The organism is Streptomyces sp. YKOK-I1 (assembly GCF_054660435.1).
In genome coordinates, this window is sequence record NZ_BAAGDR010000001.1 from 3480131 (window position 1) to 3495965 (window position 15835).

Below are 15835 nucleotides of genomic sequence, written 5' to 3' on the forward strand. Positions count from 1 at the left end.
CCGACCGCTGGAACCTACCCACGAGTGTGACCGGTCACACCCGCCCGCCCCTCCGCATCACCTCACGCGCATCACCGCACGTCGACGAAGTCCCCCGCCGCCGTGGACGGTCCGGTGGTGCCCGTGCCGGCGAAGACGTACCGGTAGTAGCCGTCCTTCGTGGCCTTGACGGTGGTCCTCAGGGCTCCGCCGCTGCCGCTGGTGACGGTCTTCACGGTGGTGTAGGTGCTGCTGCCCTTCTTGCGGAACTGGAGCTTCACCGACTGGCCCTTGTACCCGGCGTAGGCGTGGGTCTCCCAGTTGGCGCGGGTCAGCTTGCCGGTGACCGTGATGGTCCGGCCCTTCTTCACCGGCTCGGGCGAGGCGTTGACCGTGACCTTGGCGTTCCGCTTGATCTTCGCCGTGGTCGCGACGTCGTCGTCCGTCCAGTCGTCGGTCGCGTCCTGTGCCTCGATGAGCATCTGCCAGGTGCCGGCCAGGCTGTTGCGGCGCAGATCCCGCCTCGGATCCACCTCGAAGGACAGCGCGCAGGTGGAGATGGTGGGGTCGGTGGGCGAGACGGTGCAGGTGCCCGCCGGGTAGGCCTGCGGCAGGTGGCCGTCGGCGTCGTCGGTGTTGGAGCCGTGCCACAGAAAGGCCCGGCTCGCGGCGACACCCTCCGGGTCGGAAACCGTCCAGGTGAGGGTGACGGTCTTGTGGTTGGTCGTGCCGAGCACGATGTCCTTGCCGCCGTTGACGAGGACGTTCGAGAACGTGCTCCCCCCGATCGGCACCCGCGGTGCCGCCTGGGCGGCGACCGGGACCACCGAGGCGGACACGGCGGTGGCAAGGGATACGACGGCGACGGCCGAACGGATACGCATGGACTCCCCCTTCGGGACGCTCGGGCCCGCCGCCTCCTCCGCGCGGCGGGCCTGATGATGTGTCACGCTGCCTAGACCCACGAGGGGCGGTCCCGGTTGCCCCGCGCGGGCCCACGAGCTCTTCCTCAGCTCATGACGCCGATGACGCCGCCACGCGGATCACGGCCTTGCCCCGGGCGTGCCCCCGCTCCACATGGCGCAGCCCCTCGGCGGTGTCGGCCAGGGCGTAGGTCCGGTCGACCACCGGGGTGAGCGCGCCCGCCTCGATCAGGGCGGTGACGGCGAGCAGGTCCTCGTGGACCGGTCCGGCCGGTGCGGACGGAAGGATCGGCCGCAGCCGCTGCCGTACGACCATGTCGGCGGCCGCCACCCGCAGCAGCGAGCCCACCGCCCCGAACGCACGGCCGGGCGAGCCGCCCCCGTTGGCCACCAGGGTCCCGGTCGGCGTGAGCGCCCTGCGCAGCCGTCCGGGCGGGTGGTTCCCCACGTTGTCGAGGATCACGTCGTAGTGCCCGCGCCGTTCGGTGAAGTCCTCCCGGGCGTGGTCGACGACGTGCGCGGCGCCGAGCGAGCGCGCCAGGCCGGCGTTGCGGGCGCCGCACACCGCGGTCACCTCCGCGTCCAGGCCGACGGCGATCTGGACGGCGAACGTGCCGACGCCCCCGGCGGCGCCGTTGACGAGCACCCGCTGCCCGGCCCGCACCCGCCCGACCGTCCGGATGCCGCGCAGGGCGGTCACCGCCGCCATGGGCACGGCGGCGGCCTGTTCGAAGGTCAGTGACGCGGGCTTGGGGACCACCAGCTCCGCGGTGGTGCGCGCGTACTCGGCGAAGGCGCCGGGGCAGAAGCCGAGCACCGCGTCGCCGGGCCGGAGTCCGGGCACGCCGGCGCCGACCGCCGCCACCTCGCCGGCCGCGTCGATCCCGGCCACCCGCGCCTTCGGCCGGGTCAGCCCCACGCCTCCCATCAGCCGCGCCACGTACGGGTCGCCGCGCAGCATGTGCCAGTCGTACGGGTTGAGCGCGGCGGCCCGCACCCGTACGACCACCTGGCCCGGGCCCGCCTCGGGCCGGTCGGTCTCCACGAGCCGCAGCACATCCGGCGGGCCGAACCGTTCCTGGACGATCGCCTTCATCGGTCTTCCCCCATCCCACCTCGGGTGTACGCCGTACACCTCCTTGACGGCAAGGTAGGTGTACGGCGTACACCCGTCAAGGGGCGCGGGCCTCACGGAAGAGCCGAACCTTTGATTCAGACCGTGTGATTCAGGCCGTGCGCAGGAGCCGTTCGAGGCCGTCCAGGGTCAGGTCCAGGGCGAACTCGAACTCGAACTGGTCGTCGCAGCCCGCGCCGACGACCGACTCCTCGTCATGGGCGACCGCCCTGGCCAGTTCGGTGAGGTGGGGATAGCGCACCGCCATCTCCTCGGGCGGCGGCGCGTCCGGATCCGGCGCGCGGTCGGTCCGGTCCTCGAACAGCTCCTGCGAGAAGCCCAGCAGCCGGCTGCCCATGACGTGCATCGCGTGATGCACCAGGTCGACCGGGAAGCCGCCGGCCCGGAAGATCCCGATCATCGAGTCCAGGTACGCGAGGACGGCGGGCGTCGGCGTGGCGCGCTCCTTCATCCGCGCCTCGATGACCGCGGGCGCCCAGGGGTGGCGCAGCAGCATCCGGCGGGCCGACAGCACCCGCCGGCGGACGGCCGTCTTCCAGTCGGCGTCCGCGGACGGCGGGTCGACCTCGGCGACCAGCGCGTCGATCATGCCGTCGAGCAGCTCGTTCTTGTGGGCCACGTGCTTGTACAGCGCCATGGGCACGACACCGAGCGCCTGCGCGATCCTGCGCATGCTGAGCGCGTCGACCCCGCCCTCGTCGGCCAGCGCCACGGCGGTGTCCAGCACCCGCTTCCTGCTCAGGGGCGCGCGCTGCTGCGTGCCGATCTCCACCAACCCCTCTCGTCCGGGCGGGGTCCCGGAACCGCCCCCCGCCCGTCACCGAAGTTACCGCGTCCCTTCCGCGCGCTCCCAGCTCGGTCGCCCTCCGGCCGCCCCCGTCAACCCCCGTCACCCGCCCGGGCGGCATCCCGCCGACCTCCGCCCCGGGGCCCCGGGCCGCCGCGAGAATGCCCGCGTGACGGAACACCTCAGCGCCCGCTTCGACGACATGGCCCTGTACGACCTCCAGCACGTCCGCAACGCCCTGGCCGCCCGGCCGGCCTGCCCCGGCCCCCTCACGCCCGCCGACCTCGAACCGTACGACCAGCTCCACTACCTCGGGCACCGCGCCCTCGACCATGCCGTCGCCCGACTGGGTACCGCCCCCGGCGCGGACGTCGTGGACATCGGCGCCGGGCTCGGCGGTCCGGCCCGCTATCTCGCCGAGCGGTACGCATGCCGGGTGACCGCGGTCGAACTACAGCCGGAACTCCATGAGCTGAGCGCGGAACTCACCTCCCTCTGCGGGCTGTCGGAGCGCGTCACCGCCGTACGGGCCGACGCCCTGACCCTGCGCGGGGCGCCCTGGTCGCAGCGGTACGACCATCTGGTCTCGCTCCTGACGATCCTGCACATCCCACGCCGCGCCGACCTCTTCGACGTCGTCCACGGTCTGCTGCGCCCCGGCGGCACCTTCTACATCGAGGACTTCTACGCCCGCCGCCCCCTGACCGGCCGGGAACGGGCCGACCTCGCCGCCCTGGTCGCCTGCCCCTACCTCCCGGACGAGACCCGCTACCGCGAGGACCTCGCCGAGGCCGGCCTGACCGACGTCACCTGGACGGACGCCACCGGCCTCTGGCTGCCCTTCGTCAGCGACCGCGCCGAACGCTTCCGACGGGAACTCCCCCAGCACGTACGCCTGCACGGCGAACCGCTCGCCACCCGGCTGCTGCGCTTCTACGACACGGTCGCCTCCCTCCTCTCGGACGGCGGCGTCGGCGGCGTACGGCTCTGGGGACGACGGGACTGAGCCGCCCCCGCCCCGGGGGAGGCGGGGCGGGGGCGGCGGGGGTGTCAGGCGGCTCGGGGTGGGGAGACGGCCACCGGAGCGCGGTGCGCCTGGTGGTGGTCGGTGTCGCGGGGTGCGGCCAGTACCGTGCGGGTCCGTTCCGCAAGGCTTGCCTCGGAGAGGGCGCCCTGGTCGGCGAGGAGGGACTCCAGGGCCGCGAGCCAGTGGGCGTAGTAGCTCCACGGTTCGCCGTCGGGTTCCTCCTCCCAGCGGCGGATGGACTCGATGAGGGAGAGCTGGAACTCGCTCCACGCGTAGTGGCCGCTGTCGTGCGCGGCCACCGCCAGGGCGAAGGCCCGCAGCTCCCACGGTGCCTCGAAGGGCCGGTCGGCGCCCGGCAGACCGCAGACGAGGTCCTCCACGCGCCGGCGCGCGTCCTCGGATCCGGCGGCGCTCATGACGCCGGGGCGGCGACGGGACCGACGCCGATCATCGAGTTCCGGGTGACCAGCGCCCGGAGCCGCTCGGCGCTCAGCCCCTCGGTGCCCTCGGGCCGCCGCGGCAGCACCCAGTACCGCAGTTCGGAGCTGGAGTCCCAGACCCGGATCTCCACCGAGTCCGGGATCGGGAACCGGAAGTCCTGGGCCAGCACCTTGCGCGGCTCCCGGACGATACGGGCCCGGAACGGCGGCGCCTTGTACCAGTTGGGCGGCAGACCGAGCACGGGCCACGGGTAGCAGGAGCAGAGCGTGCACACGATCACGTTGTGGACGGCGTCCGTGTTCTCGACCACGACCATGTCCTCGCCCTGGAGGCCGCCGATGCCCATCTCCGCGCACGCGGCGGAGGCGTCGTCGAGCAGCCGGGCCTTGAACGCGGGGTCGGTCCAGGCCCGCGCCACGACCTTGGCGCCGAGCTGGGGGCCCACCTCGTTCTCGTAGATCTCGGCCAGCCGGTCCACCGCGGCGGTGGTCAGGACGCCCTTCTCGATCAGCAGCGCTTCCAGCGCCTTGACCCGCGCGGTGATCTCCGCCTGCGTCCGCAGCCGGGTGTCGGTCGGTGCCATGGTCACTTCTTCCCTTCGGCCAGGCTCATGTAGGGCTCCCAGGCGTCGTAACAGACGGTGGCGTTGGGGTCGCCGGCCTTCGCCCCCCAGAGCTCGTGCGCGGTGAAGCGGACGGTGTAGAGGTGCTCGGGCGCGTCGTCGCCGCCGTTGCCGGCGCTGTCGGGGTAGATGAAGGTGCCGTGCGCCCCGGTGACCACACCGGTGCGGCCGCGGACGTAGCGGGCCCGGCGGGTGTGTCCGGCCGGGCTGTCGGCGGCGATGGCGACGAGGTCGCCGACGGCGAACCGGGCCTCCTTGTCCGACGGGCGCGCGGCAGGCGCCCCGCCGGTGACGGCCGCGTCGACGAAGGCCAGCAGCTCGGGGTCCTCGCGCTGCGGCAGGGCCGCGTCCGGGTGCGCGAGGAAGAACGCGGTCCGTGCGGCCAGTTCGGCGGGGTCGATCATCCCGGCCTTCGCCGCGAAGTGCTCGGCGGTGTGCACCCAGTGCTCGTAGTAGTTGGACAGCAGGTACTCCGCCGGGTCCATCTGCTCGATCCCGTGCCGGAACATGTCGACGTTGAACAGCCCCGCCCGGAAACAGCTGGCGAACAGGGAGAACGCCCCCTTCTCCCACTCGGCGCGGAAGACCGGCTCGTCCTCCTCGGTCAGCACGGGGCCCAGCCCGTCCGTGCCGCCGAGGTCGAAGACTCCGTTCATACGACTGCTCCGTTCATACGGCTGCTCGCGGCGACCGGTGGCGCGGGGAAGCCGCCGACGGCCTGTTCGTAGGTGTGCGCCACCCGCAGGACGGTGGCGTCGTCGAAGCGCCGGCCGATGATCATCAGCCCGGTCGGCAGTCCGCCGACCGGTCCGGCCGGCACGGTGCAGGCCGGATGACCGGTCACGTCGAACGGGGCGGTGTTGCCGACCATCGACAGCGCGGTGCTCAGATAGTCGGCCAGCGACACGTCGGCCGGGGGAAGGGCGGTCGCCGTGTACGGCAGGGTGGGCATGACCAGCACGTCGTACCGGGCGAGCGCGGCGTCGTAGGCCGCGCGCACCTCGGGGACCAGCCGGCGGGCCATCGCGTAGTACTTCCCGCCGCCCTCCTCGAAGGTGTGGCGCCCGGACAGCCCCACCAGCTTCACCGTCCTGGACAGCTCGTGTCCGTGCTCCAGCCGCCGGCGGGCGAAGTGGGCGATGAGCTCGGGGTCGTGGAAGCCGTCGGTGTTCATGCCGTAGGCGTTGCCGTCGAGCATCTGGTACGCGGCGCCCTCGGTCGCGATCACGTTCCACACGTGCAGGGCGTCGGTGTGCCAGGGGACCGACACCTCCGCCGCGTCGAGCCCGGCGCCGCGCAGGACGTCGATCGCGGCCCGGACGGAGGAGTCCACCGCCGGGTCCGACACGGCCGTGCCGAATCCCTCGGCGACCACACCGACGCGCAGTCCCGACACGGGTGCGGCGAGCGCCGCCAGGTAGTCGACCTCTGCGACGGCGCCCGGCTGGCGGGGATCGGCGCCGTCCGGGCCGGCCAGGACGGCGAGCAGGGCCGCGGCGTCGGCCACCGTGCGCGCCATTGGCCCGAGGTGGTCGATGGTGCGCTCGATGGGGAACGCGCCGGTGTAGGGCACCAGTCCGTACGTCGGTTTGTGCCCGACGATCCCGCAGAAGGCGCCCGGGATGCGGATCGAGCCGCCCTGGTCGCCGCCGACGGCCAGATCGGCCTCGCCGGCGGCCACCAGGGCGCCGCAGCCGCTGGAGGACCCGCCGGCGTTGCGGGTCTCGTCCCAGGGGTTGCGCACCGGGCCCGGGTGCGAGGTGAAGCTGGCCCCGGAGAAGCACAGGTCCTCGCAGACGGCCTTGCCGGTGATGGTGGCCCCGGCGTCGAGCAGCCGGCGGACCACGGTGGCGTCCTGGCGGGGCACGAAGCCCTCGACCGTGCGGGATCCGTTCATCATCGGTACGCCCGCCACGGCGATGTTGTCCTTCACCGCCACGGTGCGCCCGGCGAGCGGGCCGTCCGCCGACTCGGTGAGCGAGGTGGTCACGTACCAGGCGCCGAGACGGTTGTGCTCGGGCCGGGGCGGTGCCCAGTCCCGTCGGGGCGACGGGGTGTTCCGGGCGGCGCGTGCGTAGAGTTCCTCGACCGCGGCCGGGGAGGCCAGGGTGGCCTCCACCGCGGGCGCGTACTCGGCGAGTTCGGCGGGGGACAGTCCGAACCGGAAGTGCCGGCCGAGGGCGGCCAGGCGTTCGGCGTCCGGTGGGGGAAGCGACGTCATGGGGCGGTTCTCCTCTGCTGCCGGTGCTGTCCGGGGTCTCCCGCGCTATCCGGCGACGTGTGCGGGGACGTGGTCGAGGAGGGTCAGGAAACCGGTCCGGTTGTGGCAGTTGACGTACTCCGAGGACCCGCCGCCCTCGGGGATCACCGAGACCTCGTGCCAGAGCGACATGTCCATCGGCTGGCCGTCCTTGCCCTGCATCATCTGGAAGAAGGCGCCGTAGATCTCCAGATGGCTGCGGTGGCCGCGCGACCACGTCATCAGGTGTTCGAGGGAGAGGAACCAGCCGACGGTGCACGCGCGGTCGATGATCTCGCCGCCGAGCGCCTGTTCGCGGATCTTGCGGGTCTGCAGACACCCCGTGTCGGGGTTGACGGCCAGGTAGTCGACGCCGATGTCCTTCACCGGGTCGACGTGGGCGAAGTAGTCGTCCTTGAAGACCGTGCTCCTGCGCCAGTCCTGGGCGGTTCGGATGAGGCAGACGTTGCCCGGCACGGTGACGGAGACCCGCTTGCCGAGCGTCTCCTCGGTGGTCGGGGTGTACGCGTACAGCGCGCCTTCGAGCTCGTCGGTCCGCGAGGCGGTGATCCGGTCCCGCGCCGATCCCCAGTAGTCGTGCACCCTGGTCGGCGCGACCTGCACATGCTGGGCGATGCCGGGGGTGTCGTACTCCTTGGGGTCGTGCGGTGTGTACAGCGTCTCGATGTGGTCGCGGGGTATGGTCACGGCCTCGCGGTAGAAGCCCAGGGGGCCGCTGACCGGGCGGGACGCCCAGTAGGCCGCGACGGCCTCCTGTCCGGTCCACCGTGTGTACTCCTCCGGCGCGAACCAGTACGCCATGAGCGTGGCGTTGGCATAGCCGTAGGCGTCGGTGTACCGCCCCCGGTCGAGCACCGTCGGCTGTGCTTCCCCGCCGAACAGCGGAAGCATCTCCTCGATCGCCTTGTCCGCCTCCTCCGGGCTCGGGGCCTGCACGCCGAACTGGGCGAACAGAATCTCGGTGACCCCTTCCGGATAAATGGTCGACCACATGTCGAAGCGCGGTTCCGAATCGGTCACTCGAATATGACGTGGCATCGGTCCTCCAGGTCGGGTCGCGGTGATTGACCGTACGGCGGCCCGGAGTCCGGTGTTTGTCGCCGGGAGACAGCCGGTTTGACGCTCTGCGCCATTGTCGGGATCTCCGCGGGAGGAAACCCTCGTGTATTGACCAGCGCCAGGCGTCCTCCTACCGTGCACTCCACGTGGGAGGAGGAACCTCGTGAGCGGGAGCGAGCAGGATCCTGCGCACGCGGAGACCGCCGGCGCGGGCCGGCGCCTCACGGAGATCGTGCGGACGGATTCCCTGGGCGCCTGGACCGACGCCATCCGGGACACCTTCGTGGCGCTCGACATCAGGCCGGACGAGTCCGGACGGTTCACCGGGACCGTGCGCACCCGGCGGCTGGCGCACCTCATGGCGGCCGACGTCCTCGCCACGTCCCAGACCTTCGACCGGACCGGCCGGCTGACCTCGCGGCAGCCGCTGGACCTGATGCAGATCGGCATGGTCGTCGCGGGCGAGGGCGAACTGATCCAGGACGGGCGGAGCTGCACCCTGCGACCGGGAGACTTCGCGCTCTACGAGAGCGCCCGGCCGTTCACCTGGCATCTGCGCCCGGACTGGCATCTGCGGGTCTTCACCTGGCCGCGGGAATCGATTCCGCTCAGCGACACGCGGTCGCAGCAGCTCACGGCGCGTACGGTACGGGCCGACACCGCGGTCGGTCAGCTGCTTTCCCCCTTGCTGGCGGGCCTTCTCACCCATGACCGGGACGTGTCGTCCGGCGGTGCGATCAGACTGGCCGACGAAATAGCGGAATTGGCGATCACGGCCGCGCTGGAGGAAAGCGATCCCGGTGACCAGGACACCCGGGCGCTGGAATTCCGCGAAAACATCCTGCGGTACATCGACGCGCATATCGACGACGCCGAACTCACCCCGCAGCGGATCGCCCAGGCGTTCTTCGTCTCGCCGCGCACCCTGCACCGGCTGTTCGCCCGTTCCGGCGAGACCGTCGCGGCCACGATCCGGCTGCGCCGCCTGAAGGCCTGCCGCGAGGCCATGCTGTCGCCGCGGCACACCCACCGCCCCCTCACCGAGATCGCCTCGCGCTTCGGCTTCACCGACCTGGCGGTCTTCAGTAGGGCCTTCAAGGCGCTGTACGGGGTGAGCCCGAGCCGCTACCGGGCACTGAACCGGTAGGGCCCGGACGTCCCGCCCCGCACGTGCCACCGCGTCGGTCGAGCGGCTCAGGGCATGGTCACTCGGCCCCGGCGCACGGGCACCCGGCCGGTGACTCACCGGCCGATGCCTCACCGCCCGGGTACGGTGCCGGTGCGGGGCAGGCGCAGGGTGAAGACCGTCCCCGTGTCCGGGGTGCTGGTCACCGAGACCGTGCCGCCGTGGGCCTCGGTGAGCTGGCGGACGATGGCCAGGCCCAGGCCGCTGCCGCCGGTCCGGCGGCTGCGGGACCTGTCGGCGCGCCAGAAGCGGTCGAAGACGCGGGGCAGGTCCTCGGCGGCGATACCGGTACCGGTGTCGGCGACCTCGATCACGACCTCGTCGCCCGCCGGGCGGCAGCACAGGGTGACCGTGCCGCCCTTCGGTGTGTGCCGGATCGCGTTGGAGAGCAGGTTGCCGACGGTCTGGCGCAGACGCGCGGGGTCGGCGTGGAGGGTCGGGGTGTCCTCGATGCGGGTGGTGAGCGTGACACCGGCGGTGTCGGCCCTGCCGCGGTGGGCCGCGGCCACGTGGCCGAGGAGTTCGCGCGGGTTGAGGGGTTCCGGGTGCAGCCGGAACCTGCCGGCGTCGGCCTGGGCCAGGTGCTGGAGGTCGTCGACGATGTGCTGGAGCAGCAGGGCCTCCTCCAGCAGCGAGGCGACGAACGCCGCGTCGGAGACGGCCAGGCCGTCCTGGGCCGCCTCCAGCCAGCCGCGCATCGTGCTGAGCGGGGTGCGCAGTTCGTGGGCGACATCGCTGACCATGGCCTTGCGCTGGTGCTCCACGCGCTCGCGGCGCTCCGCCAGGTCGTTGAAGGCGGCGGCCAGGTGACCGATCTCGTCGTGGGTGGTCACCGGTACCCGCAGGTGCTGCTGGGTCGGGCGGCGGGCGGCGTCGGTCAGTGCCCGCAGGGGTCTGACCAGCCGGGTGCCCACGGTGACGGTGACGGCCACGGTGAGGACGAGGACGAGTGCGGCGGCACCGGCGACCCGGGCCGTGTTGGCCGAGGAGAGGTCGAAGCCGGGTGCGGCCGCCGATCCGGCCGGGGTCGCGACGAAGAGCAGCGCGGGCTGGGCGACATAGGGGGCGAGCTGTTCGCGGCGGGCGGTGTCGACGCACCGCTGGACGGGCTCGCCGACGCTCTGGGCGGGAGCGAAGCCGAGACCGACCTCGACGGGGTCCAGTCCCTGGCGTTTCAGGCAGCCGCCGACCAGGGTGTTGAGCCGGTCGAGCGCCCGCTTCTCGGTCCTGGTGGGACCGTCGAGTGCGAACACACCGCACGTCTCACCGGCCTTCCGCTGGACGCTGTTGTCGCCGGTCATGACGAGGGAGGGCCTGCCGCTCGCCCCTTCCGTGACTCCGGCGGCGAAACCGGCGCCGCGCAGGCAGGTCTGCATCTTCCGTGCGAGGTATCGCAGTTCCTTGCGCTCGGCGCCCGGCAGCCGGTACGGGCCGACCGCTCGCGGGTCGATGCCGTCCGCCTGGACGCCGGGCAGCAGCGCCGGGTCGGCCCGCAGCGGGTCGACGAGCGCCGAGGCCCTGGTGGGGAGCCCCTGGGAGGGGGTGCCGGACGCCGCGACGGGCCGGCGGTCCTGAGTGGTCAGGGTGATGTGACGGCCGGTCCGCTCGGCCAGCCGTTTCAGGGTGGGGGCCACCGCGGACCAGTCGGTGTGGCCCGCCGCGTAGCCGATGAGGGTGTCGTAGATCTGGGCGTCGTCGGCGAGGACCTGTCCCTGCTCCTGCTGGATGGCGCTGGTGGTGGTGCGCGCGGCGAGCCAGGCGGTGGCGGCGACCGAGCAGACGGCGATGGTGATGGACGCGGCCAGCAGCCGGACCAGCAGGCTCCGGCGCAGGGGCATTCTGCCGTGCGGGCGCGCCCGCTTCTCAGCGGCCACGGGTGCCGTCGGTCAGGCGGTAGCCGACGCCGAACACCGTCTGGAGATAGACCGGTCGGCGGGGTGCCGGCTCGATCTTCTTGCGGAGGTTCAGGACGTGTACGTCGATGGTGCGCTCGGTGACATAGCGGTCGTCCCCGCGTGTGCGGGCCAGCAACTGACGCCGGGTGAAGACCCGTTCGGGCTCGGCGGCCATCGTGGCGAGAACGTCGAACTCCCCCGGCGTGCAGGCTACTTGGCGGCCGTCGATCTCGACGGCACGCCGGACCGGGTCGACGGCGAGGGCGCCGACCCGCAGGACGGGGTCCCGCGGAGCGGTGCCGGACGCCCGGGTCCGCCGGAGCAGCGTACGGATGCGGGCCATCAACTCGCGCGGGCTGTAGGGCTTGGTGAGGTAGTCGTCGGCGCCGAGGTCCAGGCCGAGCAGCAGGTCCTCCTCGGTGCTGCGGGCGGTGAGCATCAGCACCGGCAGATCGCTCTCGCGGCGCAGGATGCGGCACACGTCCAGACCGTCGACGACCGGCATCATCACGTCGAGGACCAGCAGGTCGGGCCGCTGCCGGCGCACCTCGTCGAGCGCGGCGCGCCCGTCGTGGACGAGCAGGGCGGTGTGGCCCTCGCTCTCCAGATAGCGGCGGATCACCTCGGCCTGTTTGGTGTCGTCCTCGGCCACGAGGACACGGGCGTTCATGGGGGTCAGAGTAGGGGCGGCGGAATGCGGCAAGACGGCTTTCTGACCGCGTCCTGACAGGATCGTCATAACTTCGGGCCATGGTCTGCGCCATGGTGAACCTCTTCGATCGAGCCGCGGTGTTCACCGCCGTCGGCGCAGCGGGCCTGGTCGTCCTCACCGCCTGCGGGGGCGTCGGCGGCGACGACGCGGGCAAGGACGGTGACGGCGAGGTCGCCTCGCTCACCACCCCGGCGGCGGACGGCGGTTCGGCGAAGGCGAGCGCGAGCGCCGATCCCGACGCGGGCCGGCCGCAGATCCGGCTGGACAGCACCAACGAGGAAGTCAATCGCATGTACGACGCCTGGCTCGCGTGCCTGAAGGAGCACGGCGCGGCGGAGAAGTACAAGCGCAAGCCGAACGATCCCGCGGTGCTGGCCTGCCAGAGGAAGCAGCCGCTCGATCCGCCGGAGCTGGACCCGGCCAAGAACCCGGACTACAGCGACGACGTGCGCGCAATGGTGAAGTGCATGAAGGGGCACGGCATCAAAGCCCTGGTCTACGAAGGCAATTGGGCCCTGGAGACCGGGAACGAGATGAACCGCCCCCACTACGACGAGTACGAACTCGACTGCCAGGTGAAGGCGTTCGGTGAAGACGAGTAACGACAGCGGGGCCGACCGTCGGCCGCGCAGACGGCGGACGGTCATCGGGGTGGTGGCACTGGCGGTCGTCGTGGCGAGCGCCTGGACCGTGACCGCGTGGCGGAGCGGCGACGGGAAGGCGGGCAGCGCGGGCGACGGCTCCGTACGGACCGCGACCGCCGTCGTGACCAGGAGCGACCTCTCCAACGCCCAGACGCTGGACGGGACCCTCGGCTACGGGCGGGCGACCACGGTGAAGGGCGGCAGGACGGGCCTGATCACCTGGCTGCCGGCGACGGGGGTCACGGTACGGCGGGGCGAACCGCTGTACCGGGTGGACAACGTGCCGGTGCCGGTCTTCTACGGCGGCACACCGCTGTACCGGACCCTGGAGGCCGAGGGCACCACCGGCCCGGACGTGAAGACGGTGGCCGACAACCTCGAGGCACTCGGCTACGACATCGGCGCACGGCCTTCGGTGGGCACGTGGGTCACCGTACAACCGGTGCCGGGCGAAGCCATGAGTACGCCGACGCCGCCGCCGATATCGACGCCGACTGCGACGGCGACTGCGACTGCGACGGCCACGTCTGTGGCCACCGCGCCGGCCGCGCCGCGCACCGCGCCCGCGCACGTCCGGGTCAAGCGCGGCGACGGGGTCCTGACCGCCGGCCTCATCGCCGCCGTCAAGCGGTGGCAGACCGCGGCCGGCCTGCCGTCCACCGGCGTACTGGGCGTCGGCGACCTCTCGGTGCTGTCCGGCGCCGTACGGGTCGACGGCGTACAGGCACAGCTCGCCGACGCGGCCGACGGGACCCTGATGACGGTCACGTCCACCACCAAGTCGGTGACCGTCTCGGTGAACCCGGGCGAGGCGGGCTCGATGAGACGCGGCGACGCGGTGACCGTGGACCTGCCCGACGGCTCCACGGCACAGGGGACCATCAGCGCCATCGGTGCCACGGTCCGGACCAGCGACGCGTCGAGCGGCGACGACACCTCCGGGCAGCCCCGGTTGACCGTCGGCATCGCGCTGCGCGACACCGCGGCGGTACGCGGCCTGACCTCCGCCCCGGTACAGGTGCGGTTCACCTCGGAGACCCGCAAGGGCGTGCTCACCGTGCCCGTCGGCGCCCTGCTGGCACTGAGCGAGGGCGGTTACGCCGTCCAGTTGCCGGGCGGCCGGCTGGTGGCGGTGAAGACCGGGATGTTCTCCAAGGGCCGGGTGGAGATCAGCGGCGCGGGCATCGGCGCCGGGACCAAGGTGGTGACGACCTCATGAGCACCCGCCCGGTCCTGGCGGTGCGCGGCGCGAGCATGGTGTACCCCGGCGGGGTCACCGCGCTCCACGACGTCTCGCTCGCCGTCGCGCAGGGCGAACTCCTCGGCATCGTCGGCCCGTCCGGGTCCGGCAAGTCGACCCTGCTGAACATCATGGGCACGCTGGACCGGCCCACCGGCGGCACCGTGGAGATCGGCGGCCAGGACGTCGCGGAACTCTCCGACCGCGGGCTGTCGGCGCTGCGGGGGCGTCAACTCGGTTTCGTGTTCCAGCAGTTCCATCTCACGGACGGACTGACCGCCGCCGAGAACGTCGCGACCGGTCTGCTGTACGCCGGGGTGCCGCGCGGCAGACGCCGCCCGCTGGCCCTGGAGGCACTGGACCGGGTGGGGCTGGCCCGCCGGGCCCGGCATCTGCCGCAGCAGCTCTCCGGCGGTGAGCGGCAGCGGGTCGCGATCGCCCGCGCACTCGTCAACCGGCCCGTCCTGGTGCTCGCGGACGAGCCGACGGGCGCACTGGACACCGCCAACGGCGTGGCCGTACTGGATCTGCTGACGACGCTGAACCGCGAGGGGACCACCATCGCGGTCATCACCCACGACCGGGACATCGCCGCCCAGCTGCCCCGCCGGGTGGAGATCCGCGACGGCCGTCTGCGCTCCGACACCCGCACCGACGCACCCGCCCCTACGGAAAGCCGGTCATGACCCTCACCTCGACCAGGTCGGCTGCCCGGGGCGCCGACAGCAGGCCGGTGCGGCTGGCGCCGCTGGACATCCTGGGCCTGGGGCTGCTGGGCATCCGGACCCGCAAGGTGCGGGCGGCCCTGTCCGCCCTCGGCATCTCGATCGGCATCGCCACGCTGATCGTCGTCACCGGGATCCCGGCGTCCAGTCAGAAAGCCCTGATGGAGGAGCTCTCCGCGCTGGGCACCAACATGCTCCAGGCCGTGCCCGCCCGCCAGGACCCACCGGTGCTGCTGCCGCCGGAATCGGTGGCCATGACCCGCCGGATCGGGCCGGTCACCATGGCCAGCGCGGTCGCCAACACCCATGCCGAGGTCTTCCGCAACGACCGCGAGAACGCCGGCGACTACACCGGACTGACCGTGCTGGCCGCCGGACTGGATCTGCTGCGGACGATCAACGCCGAGGTGGGCTCGGGCCAGTACCTCAGTGCGGGCACGGAGAAGTTCCCCACCGCCGTCCTCGGCTCGGTCGCCGCCTCCCGGCTCGGCATCCCGGAGGTCACCGCCGGGCGGCCCGCCCCGCAGATCTACCTCGGCCGCCGCTGGTTCACGGTCATCGGGATCCTCGAGAAGACCCCGCTGTCGCCGGACATCGACCGCTCGGTCCTGGTCGGCTGGGACGCCGCGGGCAGTCTGCTGGGGTTCGACGGCCATCCCACGGTGATCTACCTCAAGGCCAGGGAGTCGGAGATCGAGGCCGTACGCGACGTCCTGCCCGCCACGATCAACCCCGCACTGCCCGGTGTGGTCCAGGTCAGCCGCCCGTCCGACGCGCTGGCCGCCAAACGGGCCACCGAGAGCACGTTCTCCGCGCTCTTCCTGGGACTCGCCGGGGTCGCCCTCCTCGTCGGCGGCATCGGCGTGGCCAACACCATGGTCATCTCCGTCCTCGAACGCCGCCGGGAGATCGGCCTGCGCCGCGCCCTGGGGGCCAACCGGGGCCAGATACGCGCCCAGTTCCTCACCGAGTCGGTCGTCCTGTCGGGCCTCGGCGGCCTGACCGGCACGGCACTCGGCGCCCTGGCCACCGTCGTCTACGCCGCCCACCAGCACTGGCCGCCGGTCGTCCCCCTCACCTCGGTGACCGCGGGATTCGGCGGCGCGATCCTGATCGGCATGCTCGCCGGCGTCTACCCCTCCGTCCGCGCCGCCCGCCTGACCCCTACGGAGGCGCTGGCGGCGACCTAGGCGGGCGTCG

Annotated in this window: 16 protein-coding genes; 6 read left to right on the forward strand and 10 right to left on the reverse strand. The window is 72.5% G+C overall.

The genetic code is table 11. From position 1 onward, the window contains the following. Positions 1 to 71 precede the first annotated feature (71 nt). The 3 genes from ACYQ8Q_RS15095 to ACYQ8Q_RS15105 form a co-directional block, all read right to left on the reverse strand. On the reverse strand, positions 72 to 863 hold the full coding sequence (locus tag ACYQ8Q_RS15095; protein WP_460065265.1) for a hypothetical protein: 792 nt from the start codon (positions 861 to 863) through the stop codon (positions 72 to 74). Between the two features lie 130 nt (positions 864 to 993). Next, entirely contained in the window at positions 994 to 1998 is a 1005-nt protein-coding gene (locus ACYQ8Q_RS15100; RefSeq protein ID WP_460065267.1) for an NAD(P)-dependent alcohol dehydrogenase, read from the reverse strand. 130 nt (positions 1999 to 2128) lie between these two features. Continuing rightward, positions 2129 to 2812 (reverse strand): TetR/AcrR family transcriptional regulator, encoded by a 684-nt coding sequence (locus tag ACYQ8Q_RS15105; RefSeq protein ID WP_460065269.1) that lies wholly within the window; start codon positions 2810 to 2812, stop codon positions 2129 to 2131. 181 nt (positions 2813 to 2993) lie between these two features. Between ACYQ8Q_RS15105 and ACYQ8Q_RS15110 the strand changes: the two genes are divergently transcribed. Further along, on the forward strand, positions 2994 to 3830 hold the full coding sequence (locus ACYQ8Q_RS15110) for an SAM-dependent methyltransferase (RefSeq protein ID WP_460065271.1): 837 nt from the start codon (positions 2994 to 2996) through the stop codon (positions 3828 to 3830). A gap of 44 nt (positions 3831 to 3874) precedes the next feature. Here the strand turns inward: ACYQ8Q_RS15110 and ACYQ8Q_RS15115 are convergent, their stop codons facing one another. From ACYQ8Q_RS15115 to ACYQ8Q_RS15135, 5 genes are read right to left on the reverse strand one after another with little or no spacing between them, the layout of a single operon-like run. Continuing rightward, positions 3875 to 4267, reverse strand: coding sequence for a nitrile hydratase accessory protein (locus ACYQ8Q_RS15115; protein ID WP_460065272.1), 393 nt, complete (start codon positions 4265 to 4267; stop codon positions 3875 to 3877). Further along, positions 4264 to 4875, reverse strand: a complete 612-nt coding sequence (gene nthA / locus ACYQ8Q_RS15120) for a nitrile hydratase subunit alpha (RefSeq protein WP_460065274.1) — start codon at positions 4873 to 4875, stop codon at positions 4264 to 4266. The genes ACYQ8Q_RS15115 and nthA overlap by 4 nt, the downstream gene beginning before the upstream one ends. Before the next feature lie 2 nt (positions 4876 to 4877). Beyond that, a complete protein-coding gene (nthB, locus tag ACYQ8Q_RS15125; protein ID WP_460065276.1) occupies positions 4878 to 5570 on the reverse strand; it encodes a nitrile hydratase subunit beta in 693 nt (230 codons plus the stop codon). Then, entirely contained in the window at positions 5567 to 7135 is a 1569-nt protein-coding gene (locus tag ACYQ8Q_RS15130) for an amidase (RefSeq protein WP_460065278.1), read from the reverse strand. The genes nthB and ACYQ8Q_RS15130 overlap by 4 nt, the downstream gene beginning before the upstream one ends. Before the next feature lie 45 nt (positions 7136 to 7180). After that, entirely contained in the window at positions 7181 to 8194 is a 1014-nt protein-coding gene (locus ACYQ8Q_RS15135) for a phenylacetaldoxime dehydratase family protein (protein ID WP_460065280.1), read from the reverse strand. Between the two features lie 202 nt (positions 8195 to 8396). Here ACYQ8Q_RS15135 and ACYQ8Q_RS15140 point away from each other — a divergent pair, with 202 nt between their 5' ends. Then, the gene (locus ACYQ8Q_RS15140) at positions 8397 to 9380 is read left to right on the forward strand and encodes a helix-turn-helix domain-containing protein (RefSeq protein WP_460065283.1); all 984 of its coding nucleotides are present in this window, start codon (positions 8397 to 8399) and stop codon (positions 9378 to 9380) included. Positions 9381 to 9490: 110 nt separating this feature from the next. Here ACYQ8Q_RS15140 and ACYQ8Q_RS15145 read toward each other — a convergent pair whose 3' ends face one another. Then, entirely contained in the window at positions 9491 to 11257 is a 1767-nt protein-coding gene (locus ACYQ8Q_RS15145; RefSeq protein ID WP_460073322.1) for a sensor histidine kinase, read from the reverse strand. 25 nt (positions 11258 to 11282) lie between these two features. Continuing rightward, the gene (locus ACYQ8Q_RS15150) at positions 11283 to 11984 is read right to left on the reverse strand and encodes a response regulator transcription factor (protein ID WP_460065286.1); all 702 of its coding nucleotides are present in this window, start codon (positions 11982 to 11984) and stop codon (positions 11283 to 11285) included. 92 nt (positions 11985 to 12076) lie between these two features. Between ACYQ8Q_RS15150 and ACYQ8Q_RS15155 the strand changes: the two genes are divergently transcribed. The 4 genes from ACYQ8Q_RS15155 to ACYQ8Q_RS15170 are packed head-to-tail and all read left to right on the forward strand — an operon-like array spanning position 12077 to position 15825. After that, positions 12077 to 12628: a hypothetical protein gene (locus ACYQ8Q_RS15155; protein ID WP_460065288.1), complete on the forward strand. Its 552-nt coding sequence runs from the start codon at positions 12077 to 12079 to the stop codon at positions 12626 to 12628. Then, positions 12615 to 13889, forward strand: a complete 1275-nt coding sequence (locus ACYQ8Q_RS15160) for an efflux RND transporter periplasmic adaptor subunit (RefSeq protein WP_460065290.1) — start codon at positions 12615 to 12617, stop codon at positions 13887 to 13889. The genes ACYQ8Q_RS15155 and ACYQ8Q_RS15160 overlap by 14 nt, the downstream gene beginning before the upstream one ends. Further along, a complete protein-coding gene (locus ACYQ8Q_RS15165; protein ID WP_460065293.1) occupies positions 13886 to 14596 on the forward strand; it encodes an ABC transporter ATP-binding protein in 711 nt (236 codons plus the stop codon). Before ACYQ8Q_RS15160 ends, ACYQ8Q_RS15165 begins: the two co-directional genes overlap by 4 nt. Beyond that, positions 14593 to 15825, forward strand: coding sequence for an ABC transporter permease (locus tag ACYQ8Q_RS15170; protein WP_460065295.1), 1233 nt, complete (start codon positions 14593 to 14595; stop codon positions 15823 to 15825). The genes ACYQ8Q_RS15165 and ACYQ8Q_RS15170 overlap by 4 nt, the downstream gene beginning before the upstream one ends. Positions 15826 to 15835: the final 10 nt, after the last annotated feature.